Origin of the sequence: Dactylosporangium sp. NPDC051541, from assembly GCF_044454505.1 — a bacterium.
Lineage (GTDB): Bacteria > Actinomycetota > Actinomycetes > Mycobacteriales > Micromonosporaceae > Dactylosporangium.
This window is the reverse complement of the sequence record NZ_JBITDU010000001.1, coordinates 615,520-636,256: the sequence shown is the minus strand read 5'-3', so window position 1 is coordinate 636,256 and position 20,737 is coordinate 615,520. Positions and strand designations below refer to the sequence as shown.

Below are 20,737 nucleotides of genomic sequence, written 5' to 3'. Positions count from 1 at the left end.
ACGTGACAACCATGCTGGAAGACGAGCTCCGCGAGACGTTCGCGGCCAAGGCGGGCAGCGCCCCGCCGGGGTCGCTGTCGTCGCTGGACGGGTTCGCCGACGCTGCCATCCGCGGCGCCGCGCGGGTCCGCCGGCGCCGGCGTGTCGCGGTGACCGGGCTCACCGGGATCGTCGCCGTCGCGGCCGCCTCCGTCGCGGTCCTGCACACCTTCACCGGCGCGGCCCCGATCGGATCCTCCCAGCCGCCCGGGCCGGTCGCCCAGGAGAGCCCGTCGCAGCGCCCGGCGACGGGCAGCACCCCCACCGCCCCGACCGCCCCGCCGGCCATGCGGGAGGTCACCGGCATCGGCCCGAGCGCCGAGGCGGCCACCAAGGTGCGCCTGCAGCTGCCCGCGAAGAGCACCGTCACCGCGGCCTACCAGGCCAAGGACGGCTACCTGGTGGTCAACACCCAGCCCGACGGCGACAAGCAGCTCGTCCTGCAGAACGACACCGAGCAGCAGCAGGTCCTGGTCGACGACGCCACCAACATCGTCGTGGCCAAGGACGGCGACACGGTCGCCTGGGCGTCGCAGGGCAAGATGAACGTCGGCACCCGCAGCGACGAGAAGACCAAGAAGATCACCCAGGGCAACTCGGTCACGGTGCCCGACGACACCCAGCCGGTCACCTTCGTCGGCACCAACCTGGTCGTGAGCAGCGACGACAAGGGCTTCGACGTCTGGCACACCGAGCGCGGCTACGCCCCGACCTGGGACGCGACGGTCGTGCGGGTCTTCGGCGGCACCGCCGACAACGGCGGCGTCTACGCCGAGATCAAGACGGCCGCGGCCGGCGAGACGGCGATGTGCCTGGCCCTGCTGCAGTTCGACCAGCCGTTCCGGATCAAGAACAAGATGTGCGGGCTGCCGGTCGCGGCCAAGGACGGCGCCCGGATCTCCCCCGACGCCCGCTGGCTCGCCTACCCGGTGGCCGGCCTGAAACAGGTCGCGATCGTGGACCTGACCACGGTGTTCCTCACGACCAACGCCAGCGCCGCGGCCTCGCCCGCGGCCAGGGCCAAGCTGTGGAACCTCGCCGTCACCGGCAAGACCGTCTGGCTCAGCGCCAAGATGTTCGTCGTCGACACCGGCAAGAAGTTCCTCACCCTCGACCCGACCGGCCGGGCCGACCAGACGCCGCAGCCCCTGGACCAGGATCAGGACCAGAATCAGGGCACCGACGGCGTCGTGCTCATCGAACCGCTCACAGAGCAGTAGCGCCTCCCTAGACTGGGGGCGTGCGGATCGATCTTCACGCCCACTCGACGGCCAGCGACGGCACCTCCACCCCGGCCGAGCTGGTCGCCGAGGCGGCCACGGCCGGCCTCGACGTCCTCGGCGTGACCGACCACGACACGACCGCCGGCTGGGCGCCCGCCGCGGCGGCCCGGCCCGGCGGGCTCACCCTGGTGCCGGGGGCCGAGCTGTCGTGCCGCTGGCACGGCGGGGCCTTCCCCGTCTCGCTGCACCTCCTGGCCTACCTGTTCGACCCGGCCGACCCCGAGCTCAGCGACGCACTGGCCCGGGTCCGCGCCGCCCGGGAGACCAGGGCCGAGCGCATGGTGGGGCTGCTCAACGCCGGCGGCATCGACGTCACCTGGGATGAAGTGCGACAAGACGCGGCCGGGGGTACTGTCGGCCGCCCGCACCTCGCCCAGGCCCTCATCCGCCGCGGCCTCGTCGGCACGGTCACGGAGGCTTTCGAGCCCGAATGGCTGGGGCGACGGTACCGACTCCCGAAAGAAGATCTCGACGTCTTCGCCGCACTCCGGCTCGTCGTCGGCGCCGGCGGCGTCCCGGTCTTCGCCCATCCGCGGGCCAGCAAGCGCGGCCCGGTGGTGCCCGACGAGATGATCGTCGAGATGGCCGCCGCCGGGCTCTTCGGCCTGGAGGCCGACCACACCGACCACAGCCCCCAGGAGCAGGCCGAGATGCACGCCCTCGCCGACCGGCTGGGGCTCGTCACCACCGGCAGCAGCGACTACCACGGCACCAACAAGACGGTCAGGCTCGGCGCCCGCACCACCGCCCCGGAGGTCCTCGAGCGCATCGTCGGGGCCGCGCACGGCAGCGGTGTCATCGGGTGACGACCGAGTACAGCGGGGCCGGCGATCCGCGCCGCAGCATCGACCTGCTGTGGGGACGGGTGCCGGGCCAGGCCGCCCGGCGGGGGCCCCGGCCCAAGTTCACCGTCCCCGGCATCGTCGCCGTCGCCGTCGCCCTCGCCGACACCGAAGGCCTGCCGGCGGTGTCGATGCGGCGGGTCGCGGAGCGGCTCGGGGTGACCGCGATGTCGCTGTACACGTACGTCCCCGGCAAGGCCGAGCTGCTCGACGTCATGGTCGACGCGGTCAGCGGCGAGGCGGTCCGCGAAAGGTACACGGCCGGCGGCTGGCGGGAACGGCTCGGCGAGGTGGCCCGGACCAACTGGGAGCTCTACCGGCGCCACCCGTGGCTGCTGCAGGTGGCCACCAGCCGGCCCGTGCTGGGGCCGAACACCATCGCGAAGTACGACTTCGAACTGCGCGCCTTCGACGGCACCGGCGTCGGCGACGTCGCCACCGACCAGCTGCTGAGTCTGGTCCTCGACTACGTCACCGGGGCGGTGCGGGCCGCGGTCTTGGCCGACCAGGCCGAGCAGCGCACCGGCCGCAGCGACACCGAGTGGTGGGAGGCGTGGTCGCCGCTGCTGGCCGAGGTCCTCGACCCGGCCCGGTTCCCGGTCGCGGCCCGGATCGGGCAGGCGGCGGGCGAGGAGTACGGCGCCGGCGACCCGGCCCGCGCGTTCACGTTCGGCCTGGAGCGGGTGCTCGACGGCATCGCACAGTTCCTGCCGCCGCCGAGCACCCCTGATTGAGCTCTACCGCAGGTCGAACGGCCGGCAACAGGCCACGATCACCATCGGCGGCGCCACCACCGCCGCAGCATCGCGGCTTGCCGTGATGCTGCGGCCCATCGGTGCCGGTCGAGGCGGCGGGCCGGTTCCCGGTCGCTCCTACCGCAGCGTGGTGTAGATCGCCTTGGTGAGCGAGCCGTTGGCGTCGTCGCCGTCGAGGGACCAGACCATCGCGCCGCCGTAGCCGGCGAGGCGGACGTACAGGCCCTTCTGGGCCACGACGATCGGGTCGTCGTAGGTCCAGTACGTGGTGCCGTTGAACAGCCACGCCGAGCCGGACAGCAGGTCGTGGTACACCTTGTAGCCCTGCTGCGGCAGCGTCGCCAGGACCTTGTAGTCCTCGTTGCCGTCGGCCCAGGTGCCCTTGGCCGCGCCGGCCGCCGGCTGGAACAGGCCCCGGTTGGCGTTGGTGACGCCGGTCCAGCCCTGGCCGTAGTACGGGATGCCGAGCACGAGCTGCTTCTTGGGCGCGCCGCGGTCGGTCCACGCCTTCAGCGAGGTCGACCCGCTGAAGTCGGGGGTCGTCGGAGTGTTGCGCGGGACGAAGAGCGCGGACTGCTGGTTCGTGGTGGGCTCCCACGTGCCGTGGAAGTCGTAGCCCTGGACAGTACCGAAATCGAGGTATTTAAAGATTTTGTTCGCTTCGAAGCCGGCGTCCATCTTCGCCGGTGCGGCCGGCAGGAACGCGGTGAGGACCTTGTTCTTGCCCAGCTGCTTGCGGAACTCGGCGACGAGCTTGGTGAAGTTCTGCTTGTCCTCGGGCCGGATCACGTTGCCCGCGTTGCCCTCGGAGCCGGGCCACTCCCAGTCCAGGTCGAAGCCGTCGAAGACGCCCAGCGTCATGAACTGGTCCATGCACGACTTGACGAACGCCTGGCGCGACGCGTCGGTCAGCGCGACGTCGGAGAACCGCGACGACAGCGTCCAGCCGCCCAGCGACAGCATGACCTTGAGGCCCGGGTGCTTGGCCTTGAGCTTCTTGAGCTGGTTGAAGTTGCCGGCGAGGGGCTGGCCCGCGACGTCGGCGACTCCGTCGACGCTCTCCTCCGCGGAGACCGGGCGCTGGTAGTCGGCCCACGGGTCGACGGACTCACATGCGGTGCCGGTCTTGTCGATGCCGGCGAACGCGTAGTTGATGTGCGTCAGGCGCGCGGCCTGCCCGCTGGTCTCGAGGTTCTTGACGTAGTACTGGCGGCCGTAGATGCCCCACTGGATGAAGTACCCGACCCGCTTGTACTCGTCCTGGTGCGAGGCGCCGTTGGCGTTGGCCGCCGTCCCGGGCGCGAGGGCGAGCGACGTCGTGGCCAGAACCGCCGCGAACCCCGCCAGGAGCGTGCGTTTGCCCATAACCCTCCACCTATCTGTAAGGAAAGTTTGCTGTTCTCTACGGCAAAGTAGGTGCGCCGCCCAACGACGTCAAGACCCAGGTATCCGCTCGATACGGGCCTGCTACGACAATCCGGTCGTGGATTTGAAGCTTCTCGGCGAAGTGTTCGTAACGCTGCTCGTCATCCTGGACCCGCCGGGCGCGGTGCCGATCTTCCTCGCGCTCACCGGCCAGCTCGAACGCCGGGCCCGCCACCGCGCCGCGATGCAGGCCGTGATCCTCGCCCTGGGCGTGATCGTGGCGTTCGCGTTGGTGGGCCGGCAGATTCTGACCTACCTGCACATCGACCTGCCCGCGCTGCAGGGCGCCGGGGGGCTGCTCCTGCTGCTCGTCGCGCTGCAGCTGCTGACCGGCAAGACCGACGACCCGCAGCAGGAGGTGACGACGAACGTCGCCCTGGTGCCCCTGGGCACGCCGCTGCTGGCCGGGCCGGGCGCCATCGTGGCCACCATGCTGTTCGTGCGCCGGGCCCATACGCTCTCGGGGTATGCCGCGATCGCGGTCGGGATCGTCGCCGTGATGCTGGTGGTATACCTGGTATTGCGCTTCTCGGGGGTGCTGGTCCGGATTCTGCGGCCGAGCGGGATCGAGGTCGTCACCCGGATCGCCGGGCTGCTGGTCGCGGCGATCGCCGTGCAGCTCCTGGCCGACGCGATCGGCGCCTTTGTGACGACGTATCTTCATACGCCGCACTGAGCGCTTCGTTGGGCTGCTCCTTTGATGCGTCGGGGGCTTGATATGTCGGGCGCTTCGCGCCACGACATATCCGGATTTTTCGCCTGACGGGGTATTCACCGGATTCGAACTCGGGGGGCCGGTTTTTTGTCGTACCCGGGTGGCAGGATGCTGGGCGTGGAGCAGTTGGGACTTTTCGCGGCGCCGCGGCGCCTCTTCACCTGCACGCCCAGCAAACTCGGCAGCTACGAGGACTGCCCGCGGCGCTACCGATACACCTACGTCGACCGGCCGACCCCGCCGAAGGGCCCGCCGTGGGCGCACAACTCGCTCGGCGCGTCCGCGCACACCGCCCTCAAGAACTGGTATGCCCTGGAGCCCGACCGCCGCCGGCCCGAGGCCCTGCCCGCGCTGCTCAAGGCGACCTGGGTCCGCGAGGGTTACAAGGACGAAGAGCAGGAGCGCCAGGTGTACCGGCGCGCGCTGACCTGGCTCGAATCCTATGTGGACAGCCTCGACCCCGCCGACGAACCCGTCGGCGTGGAGCGCACGGTCGCCGCCCGGACCGAGACCCTGGCCCTGTCCGGCCGCGTCGACCGGATCGACCAGCGCGGCGAAGAACTCGTCATCGTCGACTACAAGACCGGCCGCGGCGGCGTCTCCGAGGACGACGCCCGGGGCTCACGGGCCCTCGCGCTCTACGCGATCGCCACCGCCCGGGTGTTCCGCAAACCCTGCCACCGGGTCGAGCTCCACCACCTGCCGACCGGGTCCGTCGCCGCGTTCGACCACACCGACGCGTCCCTCGAGCGCCACCTCCGGCGGGCCGAGGACACCGCCGCCGACATCGTGGCCGACACCGAGTTCCCGGCCCGCGTCGGACCGCAGTGCTCCTGGTGCGACTACCGCAAGTCCTGCCCCGAAGGCTCGTCGGCCATGGCGAAGGACCCCTGGGCGGCGATCGAATGAGGTTCGGCATCGACGTCTGCACCCTCGGCGACTTCGCGGAGCCCGGGCGGGTGGTCGACGTCGCCGTCGCGGCCGAGCGGGCCGGCTGGGAGGCGCTGTTCGTCTGGGACCACCTGGCGTTCGCGTGGGGCGTGCCGTCCGCGGACCCGTGGGTGACCCTCGCCGCCGTCGCCCAGGCCACCACCGCGCTGCGGCTCGGGACCGCGGTGACACCGTTGCCGCGGCGACGACCGGCGGTGGTGGCCAGTGCGGTGGCGACGCTGGACCGGCTCAGCGGCGGCCGGGCGACGCTCGGGGTGGGTCTCGGGGGCGTCGACGCCGAATACACGGCGTTCGGGGAGGACGCCGACCTGCGCGTCCGGGCCCGCCGGCTGGACTCCGGGCTCGACGTCGTGGGCGGGCTGCTCAGCGGCGAATCGGTCAACGGCGTCACCCTGCTGCCGCGGCCCTTGCAGACGCCGCGGCCGCCGATCCTGGTCGGGGGTGCGAGCAAGGCGGCGCTGCGGCGGGCGGCCCGGTGGGACGGCTGGCTGGCCGCCGGGGACGCCGAGGACGGGACGATGACGGTGTCGCCGGCGGAGATCGCGGCGTCGGTGGAGTACATCGGGCGGCACCGGGACGGCCCGTTCGAGGTGGTGCTGGTGGGGGCGTCGCGGCGCAATGACGACCCGGTGCTCGCCGAATACGCGGACGCCGGGGTGACGCTGTGGCTGGAGCACATCCACGGGCGGCGGGGCACTCCGGCCGACCTCGCGCGTCGGGTCGAGGAGCCCTAGACCGGTCGAGGAGCCTTAGACCGCCCGGGGCTGAGCTGCCGCCGCGCTCCTGTCGGCGCACGCTGCGCTGAAACTGCCGCTGTCCTGGCTGGCCGCTCGCGCGCTCTTGCCGGTCGTTAGCGCTCGCCGCTGGCCCGCGCCTGTCGGTCGCCAGCGCTTATCGCTGGCCCGCTCGCGCGCTCTTGCCGGTCGCCAGCGCTTATCGCCGGCCCGCGCTCGCGGCGTGCGGCTGCTGGGTGCCGCTTGGCGACCACGGCGCTGTGAGTCTCGGCGGAGCTCCGTCGCCGGCCGCTTTGCAACGTTCCATCGTCTCCTGCTCGCCGTGCGCTTGACCTTCGCCGGGCGGGGTCAGGCGTAGTAGATGATCGGGAGGCCGCAGACGACCAGGAGCAGCGTGTAGCCGACGATCATCGCGGCCAGGGCCAGGCCGGCGCCGGGGCGTTGTTCGCGGCGGGACTGTGACCAGGCGATGTGGCCCATCAGGATGCCGAACGGTGGTACCACGATCGCGCAGATCAGGGCCGCCACCGCCATGCCGTTGACTCGCACCTGAGAACCATTTCACACGGCTCGGCCCAGCCCGCGCATGGTCTCGGCGCACCGGAGGTTCGATACTGCGTTAGATACTCGTCGGTAACATAGATTCGCCACGTACCCGTCGGTACATCGGCTCGACCACCGGAGGTCGTCGCATGGCCCGTCTCGCCCGGACGCCGGGGCTCACCGATGTGCAGCAGGCGATGCTGGAGACGGTGCGGGCCTTCGTCGACAAGGAGATCATCCCGCACGCGCAGCAGCTTGAGCACGAGGATGTGTACCCGGCCGACATCGTGGCCGGGATGCGGGAGATGGGCCTGTTCGGGCTGACGATCGCCGAAGAGTACGGCGGCCTCGGCGAGTCGCTGCTCACCTACGCCCTCGTCGTCGAGGAGCTCTCCCGCGGCTGGATGTCCGTGTCCGGGATCGTGAACACGCACTTCATCGTGGCGTACCTGGTGTCCCAGCACGGGTCCGCGGACCAGCGGCAGCGGCTCCTGCCGCGGATGGCGACCGGCGAGGTACGCGGCGCGTTCTCGATGTCCGAGCCCGGCACCGGCTCCGACGTGGCCGCGATCCGCAGCAAGGCGGTGGCCGACGGGGACGACTGGGTGCTCGACGGGCAGAAGATGTGGCTGACCAACGGCGCGTACTCGTCCGTCGTCGCCACGCTGGTGAAGACCGAGCTCGGAGCCGAGTCGGTGTACGGGAACATGACGACGTTCCTGCTCGAGAAGGACCCCGGCTTCGGCCTCAACGAGCGCCTGCCCGGCCTCAACATCCCCGGCAAGATCGAGAAGATGGGCTACAAGGGCGTCGAGACCACCGAGATGGTCCTCGACGGCGTCCGGGTCCCCGGCTCGGCGGTCCTGGGCGGCGCCGACCAGGCCGGCCGCGGCTTCTACCAGATGATGGACGGCATCGAGGTCGGCCGGGTCAACGTGGCCGCCCGCGCCTGCGGCATCTCGATCCGCGCGTTCGAACTGGCCATCGCCTACGCCCAGCAACGCCACACCTTCGGCGCGCCGCTGGTGAAGCACCAGGCGATCGCGTTCAAGCTGGCCGAGATGGCCACGAAGATCGAGGCCGCGCACGCCCTCATGGTCGGGGCGGCCCGGCTCAAGGACGCCGGCCAGCGCAACGACGTCGAGGCGGGCATGGCGAAGCTGCTGGCCAGCGAGTACTGCGCGGAGGTCGTCCAGGAGTCGTTCCGCATCCACGGCGGCTACGGGTACTCGAAGGAGTACGAGATCGAACGCCTGATGCGCGAAGCGCCCTTCCTGCTGATCGGCGAGGGCACGTCAGAGATCCAGAAGACCATCATCAGCCGCGGGCTGCTCCGGGAGTACGGGGTGCGCTGAACCCGCACCGCCCGGCGCGGCTCGGAGGGGTCAGGCGGTGGGGGGTGGGGCGGTCAGGGCGTGGACGGCGCGGACCACGGCGATGCAGGTGTCTTCGACGTAGTCGACGTCGGCGGCTTCGGCCAGGGCCCGGCCTTCGGGGCTGTGGATGTCCTGCTGCAGCCAGATCGCTGGGGCGCCGATCGCCAGGACGTCCTTGACCACCTGGGTGGCGTCGGCGGAGGGGCGGAAGACGTTGACCAGGTCGACCGGGAACGGGATGTCGGACAACGTGGGGTAGGCGCGCTCGCCGAAGATCTCGTCCGCGTAGGGGTTCACGGGGATGATGCGCCAGCCGTGGCGTTGGATCTGCAGCGGTACGGCGTGGGCGGTCTTCGCGCGGCTCCTCGAGGCGCCCACTACGGCGATCGTCCGGGCCTCGCGCAGGATCTGTTCGGCGGTGCGCATGCCCCCAAACCTAGCTCGCCGGCCGACGGCTAGCTTGCCACCAGGATGGGGCGGGGGCCTCCGTGCAGGCCGGCGGCCAGGCGGGCGTTGAGCAGCAGTGCGTGCACGCGGACGGCTTCGGCGGGGGTGCCGATCGCGGTGCGCAGGTGCGGGTGGGAGTGGTAATAGCCCAGCACGTCGACCAGGAAGAGCAGGCTCGCATCGACCGTTTCGGGGTGCAGGGACACCGGTGTGCGGCGGGCGGTCAGGAACAGGTCCAGGTGCGGGTTCGCTCGGTCGCCGTTGAGCTCCACGCCGGTGATGCGCTCCCATCTGTACACCCGGCCGCGCACTTCGACTCCGGACGGGCTCAGCCGCAGGACCGAGGCGCCGCGGGACCGGCGGGTCACCAGTTGGACGCCCACCACGATCGGGAGCAGGGCCACGGCCGCGGCGGCGGTCAGCCAGAGGCGGTTGCCGGTGCCCAGCAGTACGGTCCCCACGATCGTCATCGCCACGGCGAACGCGCGGCCGGCGCGGGCCGCGAGCAAGGTGGCGGGGGCGAAGAACTCCCACGCCGGGCGGGCCTGCGGGTCCTCGCGGCGGCGCAGGTCGAACAGGGCGTGGTCGAGCAGGATGATCGCGACCGCGGCGAGCACGAAGGTGACGTAGCCGGGCACGAGCGCACCGGCCGCCGCGACCAGCAGGGGCGGGGCCACGATCAGGGCTGTCGCGCGCATCCTTCAACGCTAGGGACGGCCGGGCCGGGCCGCGTCAGGTGATCAGGTGACCTGGCGGGCCAGGGTGCCGCGGAGGCGCTCCAGCTCCGGCTCCGAGCCGATGGCGGGGCGCTGCTCCGGGTGCTGCACGTAGGTGTGGATCGTGCGGAACAGGAACCACAGGGAGACGTCGAGCGGCATGTCCTGGCCGGGCTGGAAGCGTTTCACCGGGCGGCCCTCGACGAGCTCCGGGTGGGCGATCGTCCACAGGGAGCTTTCCTGGCCCGGGCCCAGCGCCGCCCACGGTATGAAGCTGCGGCCGCCGTCGACCGCGATGCCGTCGGCGGTGAGCAGCAGCGGGCCGCTGCGGATCATCCGGAACAGCAGCAGGACGACGGTGCAGCCGTTGACGGCCAGGATCGCCCAGGCCATCGTCGGGACGATCCGGCCGGCGACCCGCAGGCCGTTCAACGCCATCAGCACGAGCGCGGCGCTGAGGAGGCCGTTGAAGACGCACTGGCGGCGGAAGGCGGGCAGCGCGGCGAATGCCGGCTCCCCGCGGTACACCCGAAGCTGGAACGTCGAAGGTCCACGGGTGCTCCGGGTCAGCTGGACCAGCCCCACGACGATGCCCAGGACCGTGAGCGGCTGCAGGATCAGCAGCAGCGGCAGGAAGGCCTCGGGCTCGTCGGCGATCAGCACGATGTCGACGGCCGCGGCGACGACGGCCGGCGGCGCGAGCAGCACCACGTAGTCAGCCGGACGAGCCCCCATGCGGCCAAACATAGCCAGGAAAGCTGGTGATTCGCTGACCGTCACCTCACCGGTACTGTGCCTCCCGCACGCTGTTGCCACCGTCGATGACGAGCATCTGTCCGGTGATGTAGGACGCTCCCGGCGAGCACAGGAACGCGATGGTCGCCGCGACCTCCTCGGGGGTGCCGGGACGCCCCATCGGGGTGCCGAAGCCCTGTTTGAGTTCGACGAGGGTGGACGCGCCGGTGTGGATGATGCCGGGCGCGACCGCGTTGACGGTGATGCCGTCGGCCACCAGCTCCATCGCCAGGGCGCGGGTGAGCCCGACCACACCGGCCTTGGCCGCCGCGTATCCGGCCTCGGCGGGCAGCGCGTTGACCGGGCCCGCGGTCGCGGCCAGGTTGACGATCCGGCCCCAGCCGTGCTCGGCCATGCCTCCGACGAAGGCCCGGCTGACCAGGAACGCGGTGGTGAGGTTGCGGTCGATCTCGGCCCGCCACTCCTCGTAGGTCAGCTGGGCGACCGGGCGCAGCACCTCGGGGCTGGCCTTGCTGGCCAGGCCGGCGTTGTTGACCAGGATGTCGACCGGGCCGAGGCTGTCGAGGATCGCGTCGGCCAGCGCGCCGACCTCGGCCTCGACGGTCAGGTCGGCGACGAAGCCGATGACGCCCAGCTCGCTGGCCCGGTCGTGGATGCGCCGGGTCGTGGAGACGATGGCGACCGCGGCGCCCATCTGCTTGAGCCGGCGGGCCGTGGCGTAGCCGATGCCGTCCGGGCTGCCCGCGCCGGTGACCAGGGCGATCCGCCCGTCGAGGCGGTCGACGGCGGTCGGGGCCTCCTCCTCGGCCGTCTCGCCTTCGAGGTCGGGACCACTGGACGGTACGGCTCGCAGGGTGCGCCGCGCGGAGGACGGCCGGCTCGCGTCGCGCCGGCCGCTCTTGCCGGCGGGGCCGCTGGAACGTAGGTCGGGTGCCATAGGGCAAATCCTGCCTGCCGGACACACCGGCGGGCAATGCGACGCGCGTTTCTCAGTTCGGCGGGGTGAATGCCGAGGTGCGATTCATCCCCGCCGCCCGGCCCTTGGCCGCGATGACCAGTGCCATTTTGCGCGAGGCCTCGTCGATCATCTCGTCGCCGAGCATGACCGCGCCGAGGCGGCCACCCTCCTCGGACGTGGAGTAGTCGTAGGCGTCCAGGATCAGTTCGGCGTGGTCGTAGTCGTCCTGCGCGGGCGAGTACACCTCGTTCGCCGCCTCGATCTGGCCGGGGTGCAGCACCCATTTGCCGTCGAACCCGAGCGCGGCGCTGCGGCCGGCCACTTCGCGGAACGCGTCGACGTCGCGGATCTGCAGGAACGGCCCGTCGATCGCCTGCAGGTCATGCATGCGGGCGGCCATGAGGATGCGCATGAGGATGTAGTGGTAAGGGTCACCCGGGTAGCCGGGGATGAGCCCGCCGACGACCAGTGACTTCATGTTGATGGAGGCCATGAAGTCGGCCGGCCCGAAGATGATGGTCTCGATACGCGGGCTGGCCGCGGCGATCGCGTCGACGTTGACCAGCCCGGCGGCGTTCTCGATCTGCGCCTCGATGCCGATGCTTTTTTCTTTGAGCCCGATGGTCTTCTCGATCTGGGTGAGCGTCAGGTCCAGCCACTCGATCTGCGCCGCGTTCTGCACCTTGGGCAGCATGATCGCGTCGAGGTGCTCGCCGGCGCCTTCGACGACCTCGATGACGTCACGGTACGTCCAGGGGGTGGTCAGATCATTGACGCGCACGACCCGCGTCTTCCCGGCCCAGTCCCCGTCGTTCAGCGCGGCGACGATGTTCTTGCGGGCGTCGGCCTTGGCCAGCGGCGCGACCGCGTCCTCCAGGTCCAGGAACACCTGGTCAGCCGGGAGCCCCTGGGCCTTGCCGAGCATTTTCACGCTCGAACCGGGCACGGCGAGACATGAGCGGCGCGGTCTCATTCAAGCTCCTCAAGGACTCTTCAGGCGGCTACCTGACGGTAACCTCGACGCGTGAGCACACAGAATCCCCCTGTGGGAGATCTCACCGGGCGCACGGTGGTCGTCACCGGCGCCAGCTCCGGCATCGGCCTGGCCGCGGCAATCGACATGGCCCGGCGCGGCGCCAACACGGTGCTCGTGGGCCGCGACCCGGGCCGCCTGGAAGCCGCCGCGGCCGCGGTGAAGGCGGTCGCGAACGGCCGCCCCGTCCCCGCCTACCGCAGCGACTTCGCGAAACTCGACGACGTCCACGTGCTCGTCGATCACCTGCGCCAGCGGTACCAGCGCATCGACGTGCTCGCCAACAACGCCGGCGGCATGATCCGCGGCCACCGGATCACGGCCGACGGCTTCGAGGCGACCCTGCAGACCAACCACCTGGCCGCGTTCCTGCTCAGCAACCTCCTGCGGGAGCAGCTGCGCGGCGGCCGGATCATCAACACCGCCTCCGGCGCGCACGCGGCCGGCGCCCTGGACCCGTCGGACCTGCGGGGCGTGCACAAGCGGGGCTTCTGGCGGATGTACGGCTCGGCCAAGCAGGCCAACATCCTCTTCGCCGCCGAAGCGGCCCGCCGCTGGCCGGACATCATGTCGGCGAGCTACCACCCGGGCTTCGTCCGCAGCCGGTTCGGTTCGTCGATCGGCGTGCCCGTGGCCGCGCGGTTCGCACCGTTCGCCCGCAGCCCGGAGAAGGGCGCGGAGACGCTGGTGTGGCTGGCCGCCACCCCGACGTCGCAGCTGACGTCGGGCGGGTACTACCTGGACCGCAAGCTGATCCGCCCGACCCGCACGACCGACGACCCGGCTCTGGCCGCCCGCCTGTGGGAGGAGAGCCTGGCCGCAGTGGGCCTGAGCTGATCGCCGAGTGCGATTGGCTGGTCGCTGTGTGCGATCGCGTTGTGAGATCGATTAGGTGGCGCCGGGTAGGATTAGGTTTGGAAAAAGGGGGTGCGGCACCGGCGAAACGTGTCCGCGCTTCTTGGGTCGGCCTGCTTGTTCGGTCAGGGCTTCTTGGTGGCTTCGGTCAGCGCTTCTTGGTGGCTCCGCGGACTTTGTGCAGGCGGAACGGGCGCCGTGGGATGCGGGTCGCCGGCGTCGGGCGGGGTGGGGCGGCCTGGGCGTCGTCGGGCAGGTCGGCGGAGGCGCCCGCGGGTGTGAGGCGGCTGACGACGCACCGCTCGGCCCAGCCGCGGGCGAGCTCCTCGGCGCCGCCGGAGCCGTTGAGGCGTTTGCCGGCCAGCTGCGGCACGAGCTCGGCCCACGCCTCGTCGCCGGGGGCGATGCGGGTGACCTCGGCCGGGAAGGTGACGATCCGGCCGCCGTGGTCACCGCGGAGGCTCACCTCGGCCGTCGCGGCCTCAGCCAGGCCGGGGACCGACTGCTCGCCCTCGCCGCTGACCACGAGCAGGGCGCCGCCGAGCCACGCGCACCAGACCAGCGTGGCGGGGCGGCCGCCGACGGCGACCCAGGCGACCGCGGCCTTCTTCGCCGCCTCTTCGACCAGCGCGTCCATACCGCCCATCCAATCACGGACCGCCGATCCGCTCACGGGTTGATCGGCTCCTGCGGGGAGTTGATCGGCTCCCGCGGGGAGGCGATCGGCTCCCGCGGGGAGGCGTCCTTGTACTCGTCCGAGCCGTATCGCAGCGCCTCCAGGCCCGGTGGCCACTCCGCCGGCGGCCAGCCGCCCTTGCGCAGCAGCGCGGCCACGAAACGGTCCGGCTCCGCGATCTTGGCCCAGACCGCGGGCAGGAACGTGGCTCGGCGGCCGTCGTTGTCGTGCAGGATCAGGCCGTCCACGCCCGGGTCCAGCGCGGCCACCAGGTCCGCGCGGGTCGTGGCGGTGATCGGGGTCGGGCGGGTCAGGACCGAGACCTTCACGTCCAGTGCCGGCCAGTCGTCGGCGGTCACCGGTGGCAGCCGCGGGTCGCGCATCGCCTGCAGGGCGTTGCGGACCACGTCACGATGCAGGGGCTGGGCCGGTTCCAGGGTGCCGACGCAGCCGCGTAGGGCGCCCGCGCGCTCCAGGGTCACGAACGACGCGCCGTCCTCGTGCAGCGGCCCGGGCGGGACCTGCACGGCGAGGCGGCCGCCGGTGAGCCGTGCGTGTATCGCGTCCGCCGCCAAGCGGGCCAGGAAACGGCCATCCGTCAGCGACAGCGCCGCCGTCACGGTCACCCCACCAGCATAGGCGCCCCGACCAGCTCCAGGATCGCGCTCAGCGACGCCACCGCGGGCCCGCGCCAGTCCGGCTCGGCGTCGAACGTCAGGTGGGCGCCGAGGTCGGGGGCCCGCAGCTGGACCGCGGTCAGGCCGTATCGGGCGGCGCCGGTGAGTTCGCGGCTGCCGCCGTCGCCGACGTACAGGGAGTCGGCCGGTGCGACGCCGAGCTGGGCGCAGGCGGCGGCGTACATGGCCGGGTGGGGCTTGGTGTGCCCGACGCGGCTGGAGTAGACGGCGGCGTCGACCAGCGGGGCGAGTGGCGTGTGCGGCAGGAGCATCGGCAGCTCGACCCAGCAGTCGCTGACGATGGCGACGCGGATGCCGAAGTCTTTGAGCGCCTGGAGTACCCCGAGTGTCTCCGGCCGCAGCGGCCCGTCGGACTGGACGGTGGCCAGCCGCACCCGGGCCGCCTCGCGCAGCTGGGCGGTGGTCGGCTCGACGCCGAGCTCGGTGCACAGGCGGCGCAGGCCGGACAGCAGGCTGCCGTACCCGCCGCGGGCCCGTTCGTCGTAGCTGCGGTCGAGGACGCTGAGCCACGCGTCCGGGTCGACGCCGAGGATCTCGGCCGTGCGGCGGTGCCCGTCGCCCCGGACGACCGCACTGGTACAGGTGTTGAAATAGTCAAAACAGACAGCTTGAATCACCGTTCAGTCCCCCTCGCATCCTCCGAACGGTCTACCTGGTCGCCGTGGGCCATCAGTGTCGGATCAACGACAATTCGCAGCATGCGCAAGGTCGGTCTCACCACCATCGCCGCTCTCGTCGTCGCGATCGTGGCGGTGTCGGCCTCGGCGCCGCTCATCGCGTTCGCGGCCGCGCCCGCGCTCGCCATCGCCTTCTGGCGCAACATCCTCGGCGCGGCCGCGCTGGCCCCCGCCGCGATCGCGCAGGGAAACAAGCAGCGATCGCCATCGGCGCGCGCCTCGTTGCGCGTCACCGTGCTGGCCGGCGTCTGCCTGGCCGTGCACTTCGGCACCTGGGTACCGAGCGCCAAGCTGACCAGCGTAGCCATGTCGGTGGCCCTGGTGTCGACGACGCCGGTGTGGACGGCGCTGGTCGCGGCCGCGCGCGGGGTGCGGGTGCCGGGCAGCACCTGGGCCGGCATCGGGATCGCGGTGGCCGGTGTGGCGTTCGCCACCGGCGCCGACCCGGACCTGTCGGGGCGGGCGCTGCTCGGTGACGCCCTGGCCCTCGCCGGTGGGATCGCCGCGGCCGGGTACACGCTGCTCGGCGAGCACGCGCGGGTCAGCCTGCCGACGACCGTGTACGCCTCGATCTGCTACTCGGTCTGCGCGGCGCTCCTGCTCGTCGCGTGCGTCGTGAGCGGGGCCGAGCTGTGGGAGTACACCTGGGAAACCTGGGCCGCCATCGTGAGCATGACGATCGGGCCCCAGCTGCTCGGGCACACGCTGATCAACTACTCCCTGCACCGGGTCAGCGCGACCACGGTGGCGGTGCTGCTCCTGCTGGAGGTGCCGGGCGCGCTCGTGATCGCCTGGCTGCTGCTGGGGCAGCTGCCGGCGGCCCGCACGCTGCCCGGCATCGCGATCCTGCTGGCCGGGGTGGCCGTGGTCGTCGTGGGCGGGCGGCGGCGTCAGCCGACGAAGGGCGGCACGATCATCTCACCGGAGGCGATCGGCACCACGTGACCCGACACCGTGGCGCCGACGGCGGCACCGCCCTGCGCGGTCACCGTGCACGTCAGAGCCGACGGGCGATGCATTTCCAGACCCTGCGCAATGTGGTACTGCGAGACGCCGTCACCAGCCACGAGTCCGCTGGTGACCAGCCACACGCCGAGGCCCATCGCGGCCGAACCGGTCGCCGGGTCCTCGGTCACGCCGACACCGGGCACGAGCACGCGGACGTGTGCGCGGTGCTGCTCGGCGTCCCAGTGCAGGACGCTCGATTTGTCGACGGGCCTCTGCAGCCGCACCCGGGTGACGGCCTCGTCGGTGACCGACAGGTAGGTGAACTCGAGGCCGCAGCCGGCCGTACGCGGCGCCGGGCCCAGGTAGTCGGCCTCGGTCAGCCCGACCGACTCCAGCAGCGGCAGCGGGTCCAGGGCGGGGCCGACCGTCGGTGTGCCGCCGGTCACCGTGGCCGAGCCGTGGACCTCGTCGACGTGGATCGGCAGGAGCCCCGCCCCGCACTCCTGCACCACGTCGGGCCCCGTGATGACGCCGCCCCGGACGAGCGTGACGGCACAGCCGACGGTCGGGTGGCCGGCGAAGGGCAGTTCGGTGACGGGGGTGAAGATGCGGGCCCGGTACGTCGCGCCCGTGCCCTCGCTCGGGGGCAGGACGAAGATCGTCTCGGAGAGGTTGAACTCCCGGGCGATGGCTTGCATCTGCTCGCCGGCCAGGTCCTGCGCCTCGAAGACGATCGCCAGGGGGTTGCCGGTGAAGGGCCGGTCGGTGAAGACGTCGACGATCGAGTACCGCACCATGCTCATTCGGCCAGCCTAGGGGGCCGCGGGCCGGGGAGTTCGGTCCAACGCCTGCTTCGTGGCCCGCTTCAGTAGGCTTGAGCCTCGTGAGTACTGCGCCGCGGGTCTACATCGCGCGCCTCGCGGGCCTGAGCGTGTTCGATCCGAACGGCGACCAGGTCGGCCGGGTGCGGGACGCCGTCGCCCGGGTCCGGCCCGGCACCCAGTCCCCGCGCGTCGTCGGGCTGGTCGCCGAGATGCCCATGCGCCGGCGCATCTTCCTGCCGATCGGCCGGATCACCGCCATCGAGCCCGACGCCGTGGTGCTCAACACCGGCACGCTCAACCTGCGCCGCTTCGAGAAGCGCCCGGGCGAGCTGCTGGTGCTGGAGGACTTCATGGACCGGCACGTCACCGTGGCCGCGACCGGGCGGACCGGGGCCGTGGTCGACGTGGCCATGGACGCCGACCGCACCGGCGAGTGGTCGCTGTCGCGGGTGGCGGTGCGCGAGTTCACCGGCCGGCTCACCCGCCGCGGCCACCTCAACCAGCTCGAGTGGTCGGAGGTGACGGGCCTGGCCGGGGAGCCGCAGACCCAGGGCACCGCCGGCATCCTGGCCGTGCTGGACAACATGCGCCCGGCCGACCTGGCCAACGTGCTGCAGGACCTCTCGGAGAGCCGGCGGGTCGAGGTCGCCACCGCCCTGGACGACGAGCGCCTGGCCGACGTGCTCGAGGAGCTGCCCGAGCACGACCAGCTGGAGATCATCACGGCGCTGGAGCCGCAGCGGGCCGCCGACGTCCTGGAGGAGATGGACCCGGACGACGCCGCCGACCTGCTCGCCGAGATGCCGAAGCCGGAGCAGGAGGTGCTGCTGGACCTGATGGAGCCGGACGAGGCGTCACCGGTCCGGGCCCTGCTGGAGTACGCCCCGGGGACGGCCGGCGCGGTCATGACCTCCGAGCCGATCGTCATGGCGCCCGACAACACCGTCGCGGAGGCCCTGGCCCGCATCCGCGAACCGCAGCTGTCCCCGGCGGTGGCGGCCGGTGTGTTCGTCACGCGGGCGCCGATGGCGACACCGACCGGGCGGTACCTCGGCGTCGTGCATTTTCAGCGCCTGCTCCGCGAGCCCCCGTCGGCGCTGCTCGGCGGGGTGGTCGACAACGACATCGACCCGCTCGCCCCGGATCTGACCCTCGCCGAGATCACTCGGCGGATGGCGACCTACAACCTGGTGGTGATGCCCGTGGTCGACGACAACGACAAGCTGGTCGGTGCGGTCACCGTCGACGACGTGCTCGACCATCTGCTGCCCGTCGACTGGCGTGACCGTGATCACGCCGAGGCCCTGAACATCGCGATCCCCGGCAGCAACGGAGGCACCCGTGGCTGAGCGGCGCCGCCTCGACCAGCCGCGGGACTCGCGGATCTCGCTGCCCCGCTTCGACCCGGAGGCGTTCGGGCAGTGGTCGGAGGGCATCGCCCGGTTCATGGGCACGGCGAAGTTCCTGGTCTACATGACGATCGTGATCCTGGCCTGGGTCGCGTGGAACACGCTCACCCCGAAGAGCTGGCAGTTCGACCCCTACACGTTCACGTTCCTGACGCTCATCCTGTCGCTGCAGGCCTCCTACGCCGCCCCGCTGATCCTCCTCGCGCAGAACCGGCAGACCGACCGGGACCGGGTCGCGGCCGACGAGGACCGGCGGCGGGCGGCGGCGCAGAAGGCGGACACGGAGTATCTGGCCCGGGAGATCGCGGCGCTGCGGATCGCGCTGGGTGAGGTGGCGACCCGCGACTTCCTGCGTTCGGAGCTGGCCCGGGTCGCGGAGGAGCTGGACGAGGCGGCCGACCGGCGGGCGAAGGCGGAGCGCAAGAAGGTCCGCAAGGCGCTGGGCTCGCTGTCCGACCCGCTCGGCATCGACGAAGCGGACGATTCGGTCGACACGGACGAACCCCCGCGCCGCCGGAAGCATTGAGGTCTTGCTTACGCCCCCCGTGCCTCAAGGGGCGAGGCGCGGGGGGCGTGTAAACGATGGTCGCACCGGTTTGGGTACGCGGACAAGCCCCGCGGGTGGACATAATTCGCCAATCGGACGTGTGACGCAGTCCTCGTGCGGGGTTGACACGGCGGGGGTGGGCGGGGGCGCGACGTAGCATGGCAGGCATGTCAGCCCCGGCCACCACCGTTGAGGACGCGATCACCGCCGCGCTCGCGACCGTCGACGACCCCGAGATCCGCCGGCCCATCACCGACCTGGGCATGGTCCGCGACGTCACCCTCCGCCCGGACGGCGTCGCCCTCATCGGCATCCTGCTCACGGTCGCCGGCTGCCCGCTGAAGGACAAGCTCCGCAGCGACATCACCCGCGCGGTCTCGGCCGTCGACGGGGTCGTGGGCGTCGAGATCGACTTCGGGGTGATGACCGCCGAGCAGCGCAAGGACCTGCAGTCGAGCCTGCGCGGAGACGTCCAGGAGCCGGTCATCCCGTTCTCCCAGCCCGGCTCGCGCACCAGGGTGTATGCGGTGGCCAGCGGCAAGGGCGGCGTCGGCAAGTCCAGCGTGACCGTCAACCTGGCCGCCGCGCTCGCCGCCCGCGGCCTGTCCGTCGGCGTCGTCGACGCCGACATCTACGGCCACTCGGTCCCCCGCATGCTCGGCGTCGAGGGCCGCCCCACCCAGGTCGAGTCCATGATCATGCCGCCGTCGGCGCACGGCGTGAAGGTCATCTCGATCGGCATGTTCACCCCCGGCAACGCCGCCGTCGTGTGGCGCGGCCCGATGCTGCACCGCGCGCTGCAGCAGTTCCTCGCCGACGTCTACTGGGGCGACCTCGACGTCCTCCTGCTCGACCTGCCGCCCGGCACCGGCGACGTGGCCATCTCCCTGGCCCAGCTGCTGCCGTCGGCCGAGATCCTGGTCGTGACCACGCCGCAGGCGGCGGCGGCCGAGGTCGCCGAGCGGGCCGGCTCCATCGCCCTGCAGACGCACCAGCGCATTGTGGGCGTCGTGGAGAACATGTCGTGGCTGGAGCTGCCCGACGGGTCGCGCATGGAGGTGTTCGGCGCGGGCGGCGGCCAGACCGTCGCGGACTCGCTGACCCGGGCGGTCGGGGCGACGGTACCCCTGCTGGGTCAGATCCCCCTCGACACGCGCCTGCGCGAGGCCGGCGACTCGGGCCTGCCCCTGGTCCTGGACACGCCGTCGGCCCCGGCCGCCGCCGCCCTGGCCGCGGTCGCGGACAAGCTGGCGCAGCGCCGGGAGAGCCTGGTCGGCAAGCCCTTGGGCCTGAAGCCCGCCGGCCGCTGAACGGTTCGCTCACGGCTCGGGCTTGACATGTCGGGCGCTCCGCGCCGCGACATGTCACATTTATACCCCGACGGGCGAAAAATCGGCCTATGTCGCGGCACCGAGTGCCCGACATAGGGTTGAGATCTTGAGCGGAGTCCGGCCGTCGCGTGGCGAAAAGGCGGCAAAGGCGGCTCTGGTACCTGCTGTGCGCGTGACGAGCCGCCGAAGCGGACGGCAG

The 20,737-nt window shown here is 71.7% G+C and carries 23 protein-coding genes; 12 read left to right on the top strand and 11 right to left on the bottom strand.

Annotated elements, in window-relative coordinates; translation table 11 throughout:
* Positions 1–11 precede the first annotated feature (11 nt).
* From ACIA8L_RS02980 to ACIA8L_RS02970, 3 genes are read left to right on the top strand one after another with little or no spacing between them, the layout of a single operon-like run.
* Positions 12–1,259 carry a hypothetical protein gene (locus ACIA8L_RS02980; RefSeq protein WP_395899782.1) on the top strand — a complete coding sequence of 416 codons (1,248 nt, stop codon included), beginning with the start codon at positions 12–14 and terminating at the stop codon, positions 1,257–1,259.
* A gap of 20 nt (positions 1,260–1,279) precedes the next feature.
* On the top strand, positions 1,280–2,128 hold the full coding sequence (locus ACIA8L_RS02975) for a PHP domain-containing protein (protein WP_395899780.1): 849 nt from the start codon (positions 1,280–1,282) through the stop codon (positions 2,126–2,128).
* Positions 2,125–2,898, top strand: coding sequence for a TetR/AcrR family transcriptional regulator (locus ACIA8L_RS02970; protein WP_395899778.1), 774 nt, complete (start codon positions 2,125–2,127; stop codon positions 2,896–2,898). The genes ACIA8L_RS02975 and ACIA8L_RS02970 overlap by 4 nt, the downstream gene beginning before the upstream one ends.
* Positions 2,899–3,036: 138 nt before the next feature.
* Here the strand turns inward: ACIA8L_RS02970 and ACIA8L_RS02965 are convergent, their stop codons facing one another.
* A complete protein-coding gene (locus tag ACIA8L_RS02965; protein ID WP_395899776.1) occupies positions 3,037–4,284 on the bottom strand; it encodes a glycoside hydrolase family 18 protein in 1,248 nt (415 codons plus the stop codon).
* A 118-nt stretch (positions 4,285–4,402) separates the two neighbouring features.
* Here ACIA8L_RS02965 and ACIA8L_RS02960 point away from each other — a divergent pair, with 118 nt between their 5' ends.
* The 3 genes from ACIA8L_RS02960 to ACIA8L_RS02950 all read left to right on the top strand — a co-directional run bounded on the left by ACIA8L_RS02960 (position 4,403) and on the right by ACIA8L_RS02950 (position 6,744).
* Complete coding sequence (locus tag ACIA8L_RS02960) at positions 4,403–5,020, top strand: MarC family protein (protein WP_395899774.1); 618 nt, start codon at positions 4,403–4,405, stop codon at positions 5,018–5,020.
* Positions 5,021–5,122: 102 nt separating this feature from the next.
* On the top strand, positions 5,123–5,968 hold the full coding sequence (locus ACIA8L_RS02955; protein WP_395901699.1) for a RecB family exonuclease: 846 nt from the start codon (positions 5,123–5,125) through the stop codon (positions 5,966–5,968).
* Positions 5,965–6,744, top strand: coding sequence for an LLM class flavin-dependent oxidoreductase (locus ACIA8L_RS02950; protein ID WP_395899772.1), 780 nt, complete (start codon positions 5,965–5,967; stop codon positions 6,742–6,744). The genes ACIA8L_RS02955 and ACIA8L_RS02950 overlap by 4 nt, the downstream gene beginning before the upstream one ends.
* 348 nt (positions 6,745–7,092) lie before the next feature.
* On the opposite strand, the gene ACIA8L_RS02945 is transcribed toward ACIA8L_RS02950, so the two are convergent.
* Complete coding sequence (locus ACIA8L_RS02945) at positions 7,093–7,293, bottom strand: DUF4190 domain-containing protein (RefSeq protein ID WP_395899770.1); 201 nt, start codon at positions 7,291–7,293, stop codon at positions 7,093–7,095.
* 143 nt (positions 7,294–7,436) lie between these two features.
* On the opposite strand from ACIA8L_RS02945, the gene ACIA8L_RS02940 reads away from it, so the two are divergent.
* The gene (locus tag ACIA8L_RS02940) at positions 7,437–8,642 is read left to right on the top strand and encodes an acyl-CoA dehydrogenase family protein (protein ID WP_395899768.1); all 1,206 of its coding nucleotides are present in this window, start codon (positions 7,437–7,439) and stop codon (positions 8,640–8,642) included.
* Positions 8,643–8,672: 30 nt separating this feature from the next.
* Here the strand turns inward: ACIA8L_RS02940 and ACIA8L_RS02935 are convergent, their stop codons facing one another.
* From ACIA8L_RS02935 to ACIA8L_RS02915, 5 genes are read right to left on the bottom strand one after another with little or no spacing between them, the layout of a single operon-like run.
* Positions 8,673–9,089 (bottom strand): CoA-binding protein, encoded by a 417-nt coding sequence (locus tag ACIA8L_RS02935; RefSeq protein WP_395899767.1) that lies wholly within the window; start codon positions 9,087–9,089, stop codon positions 8,673–8,675.
* Between the two features lie 29 nt (positions 9,090–9,118).
* Positions 9,119–9,808, bottom strand: a complete 690-nt coding sequence (locus ACIA8L_RS02930; protein ID WP_395899765.1) for a hypothetical protein — start codon at positions 9,806–9,808, stop codon at positions 9,119–9,121.
* A 42-nt stretch (positions 9,809–9,850) separates the two neighbouring features.
* Positions 9,851–10,561, bottom strand: a complete 711-nt coding sequence (locus ACIA8L_RS02925) for a hypothetical protein (protein ID WP_395899763.1) — start codon at positions 10,559–10,561, stop codon at positions 9,851–9,853.
* A gap of 46 nt (positions 10,562–10,607) precedes the next feature.
* A complete protein-coding gene (locus ACIA8L_RS02920; RefSeq protein ID WP_395899761.1) occupies positions 10,608–11,519 on the bottom strand; it encodes an SDR family NAD(P)-dependent oxidoreductase in 912 nt (303 codons plus the stop codon).
* Positions 11,520–11,571: 52 nt separating this feature from the next.
* The gene (locus ACIA8L_RS02915) at positions 11,572–12,513 is read right to left on the bottom strand and encodes an HpcH/HpaI aldolase/citrate lyase family protein (RefSeq protein ID WP_395899759.1); all 942 of its coding nucleotides are present in this window, start codon (positions 12,511–12,513) and stop codon (positions 11,572–11,574) included.
* Positions 12,514–12,585: 72 nt separating this feature from the next.
* On the opposite strand from ACIA8L_RS02915, the gene ACIA8L_RS02910 reads away from it, so the two are divergent.
* On the top strand, positions 12,586–13,410 hold the full coding sequence (locus ACIA8L_RS02910; RefSeq protein WP_395899757.1) for an SDR family NAD(P)-dependent oxidoreductase: 825 nt from the start codon (positions 12,586–12,588) through the stop codon (positions 13,408–13,410).
* A gap of 166 nt (positions 13,411–13,576) precedes the next feature.
* Here ACIA8L_RS02910 and ACIA8L_RS02905 read toward each other — a convergent pair whose 3' ends face one another.
* The 3 genes from ACIA8L_RS02905 to ACIA8L_RS02895 are packed head-to-tail and all read right to left on the bottom strand — an operon-like array spanning position 13,577 to position 15,419.
* The gene (locus ACIA8L_RS02905; RefSeq protein WP_395899755.1) at positions 13,577–14,065 is read right to left on the bottom strand and encodes a hypothetical protein; all 489 of its coding nucleotides are present in this window, start codon (positions 14,063–14,065) and stop codon (positions 13,577–13,579) included.
* 32 nt (positions 14,066–14,097) lie between these two features.
* Positions 14,098–14,730, bottom strand: a complete 633-nt coding sequence (amrA, locus tag ACIA8L_RS02900; protein WP_395899753.1) for an AmmeMemoRadiSam system protein A — start codon at positions 14,728–14,730, stop codon at positions 14,098–14,100.
* Positions 14,727–15,419, bottom strand: a complete 693-nt coding sequence (locus ACIA8L_RS02895; protein ID WP_395899751.1) for an HAD family hydrolase — start codon at positions 15,417–15,419, stop codon at positions 14,727–14,729. The genes amrA and ACIA8L_RS02895 overlap by 4 nt, the downstream gene beginning before the upstream one ends.
* An 81-nt stretch (positions 15,420–15,500) precedes the next feature.
* On the opposite strand from ACIA8L_RS02895, the gene ACIA8L_RS02890 reads away from it, so the two are divergent.
* Positions 15,501–16,424 (top strand): DMT family transporter, encoded by a 924-nt coding sequence (locus ACIA8L_RS02890; protein WP_395899749.1) that lies wholly within the window; start codon positions 15,501–15,503, stop codon positions 16,422–16,424.
* Here ACIA8L_RS02890 and ACIA8L_RS02885 read toward each other — a convergent pair.
* Complete coding sequence (locus tag ACIA8L_RS02885; RefSeq protein WP_395899747.1) at positions 16,370–17,230, bottom strand: PhzF family phenazine biosynthesis protein; 861 nt, start codon at positions 17,228–17,230, stop codon at positions 16,370–16,372. The genes ACIA8L_RS02890 and ACIA8L_RS02885 overlap by 55 nt on opposite strands.
* 80 nt (positions 17,231–17,310) lie before the next feature.
* On the opposite strand from ACIA8L_RS02885, the gene ACIA8L_RS02880 reads away from it, so the two are divergent.
* The 3 genes from ACIA8L_RS02880 to ACIA8L_RS02870 all read left to right on the top strand — a co-directional run bounded on the left by ACIA8L_RS02880 (position 17,311) and on the right by ACIA8L_RS02870 (position 20,517).
* Complete coding sequence (locus ACIA8L_RS02880) at positions 17,311–18,600, top strand: magnesium transporter MgtE N-terminal domain-containing protein (protein WP_395899745.1); 1,290 nt, start codon at positions 17,311–17,313, stop codon at positions 18,598–18,600.
* Positions 18,593–19,186 carry a DUF1003 domain-containing protein gene (locus tag ACIA8L_RS02875; protein WP_395899743.1) on the top strand — a complete coding sequence of 198 codons (594 nt, stop codon included), beginning with the start codon at positions 18,593–18,595 and terminating at the stop codon, positions 19,184–19,186. Before ACIA8L_RS02880 ends, ACIA8L_RS02875 begins: the two co-directional genes overlap by 8 nt.
* A gap of 188 nt (positions 19,187–19,374) precedes the next feature.
* Complete coding sequence (locus ACIA8L_RS02870; protein ID WP_395899741.1) at positions 19,375–20,517, top strand: P-loop NTPase; 1,143 nt, start codon at positions 19,375–19,377, stop codon at positions 20,515–20,517.
* Positions 20,518–20,737 lie beyond the last annotated feature (220 nt).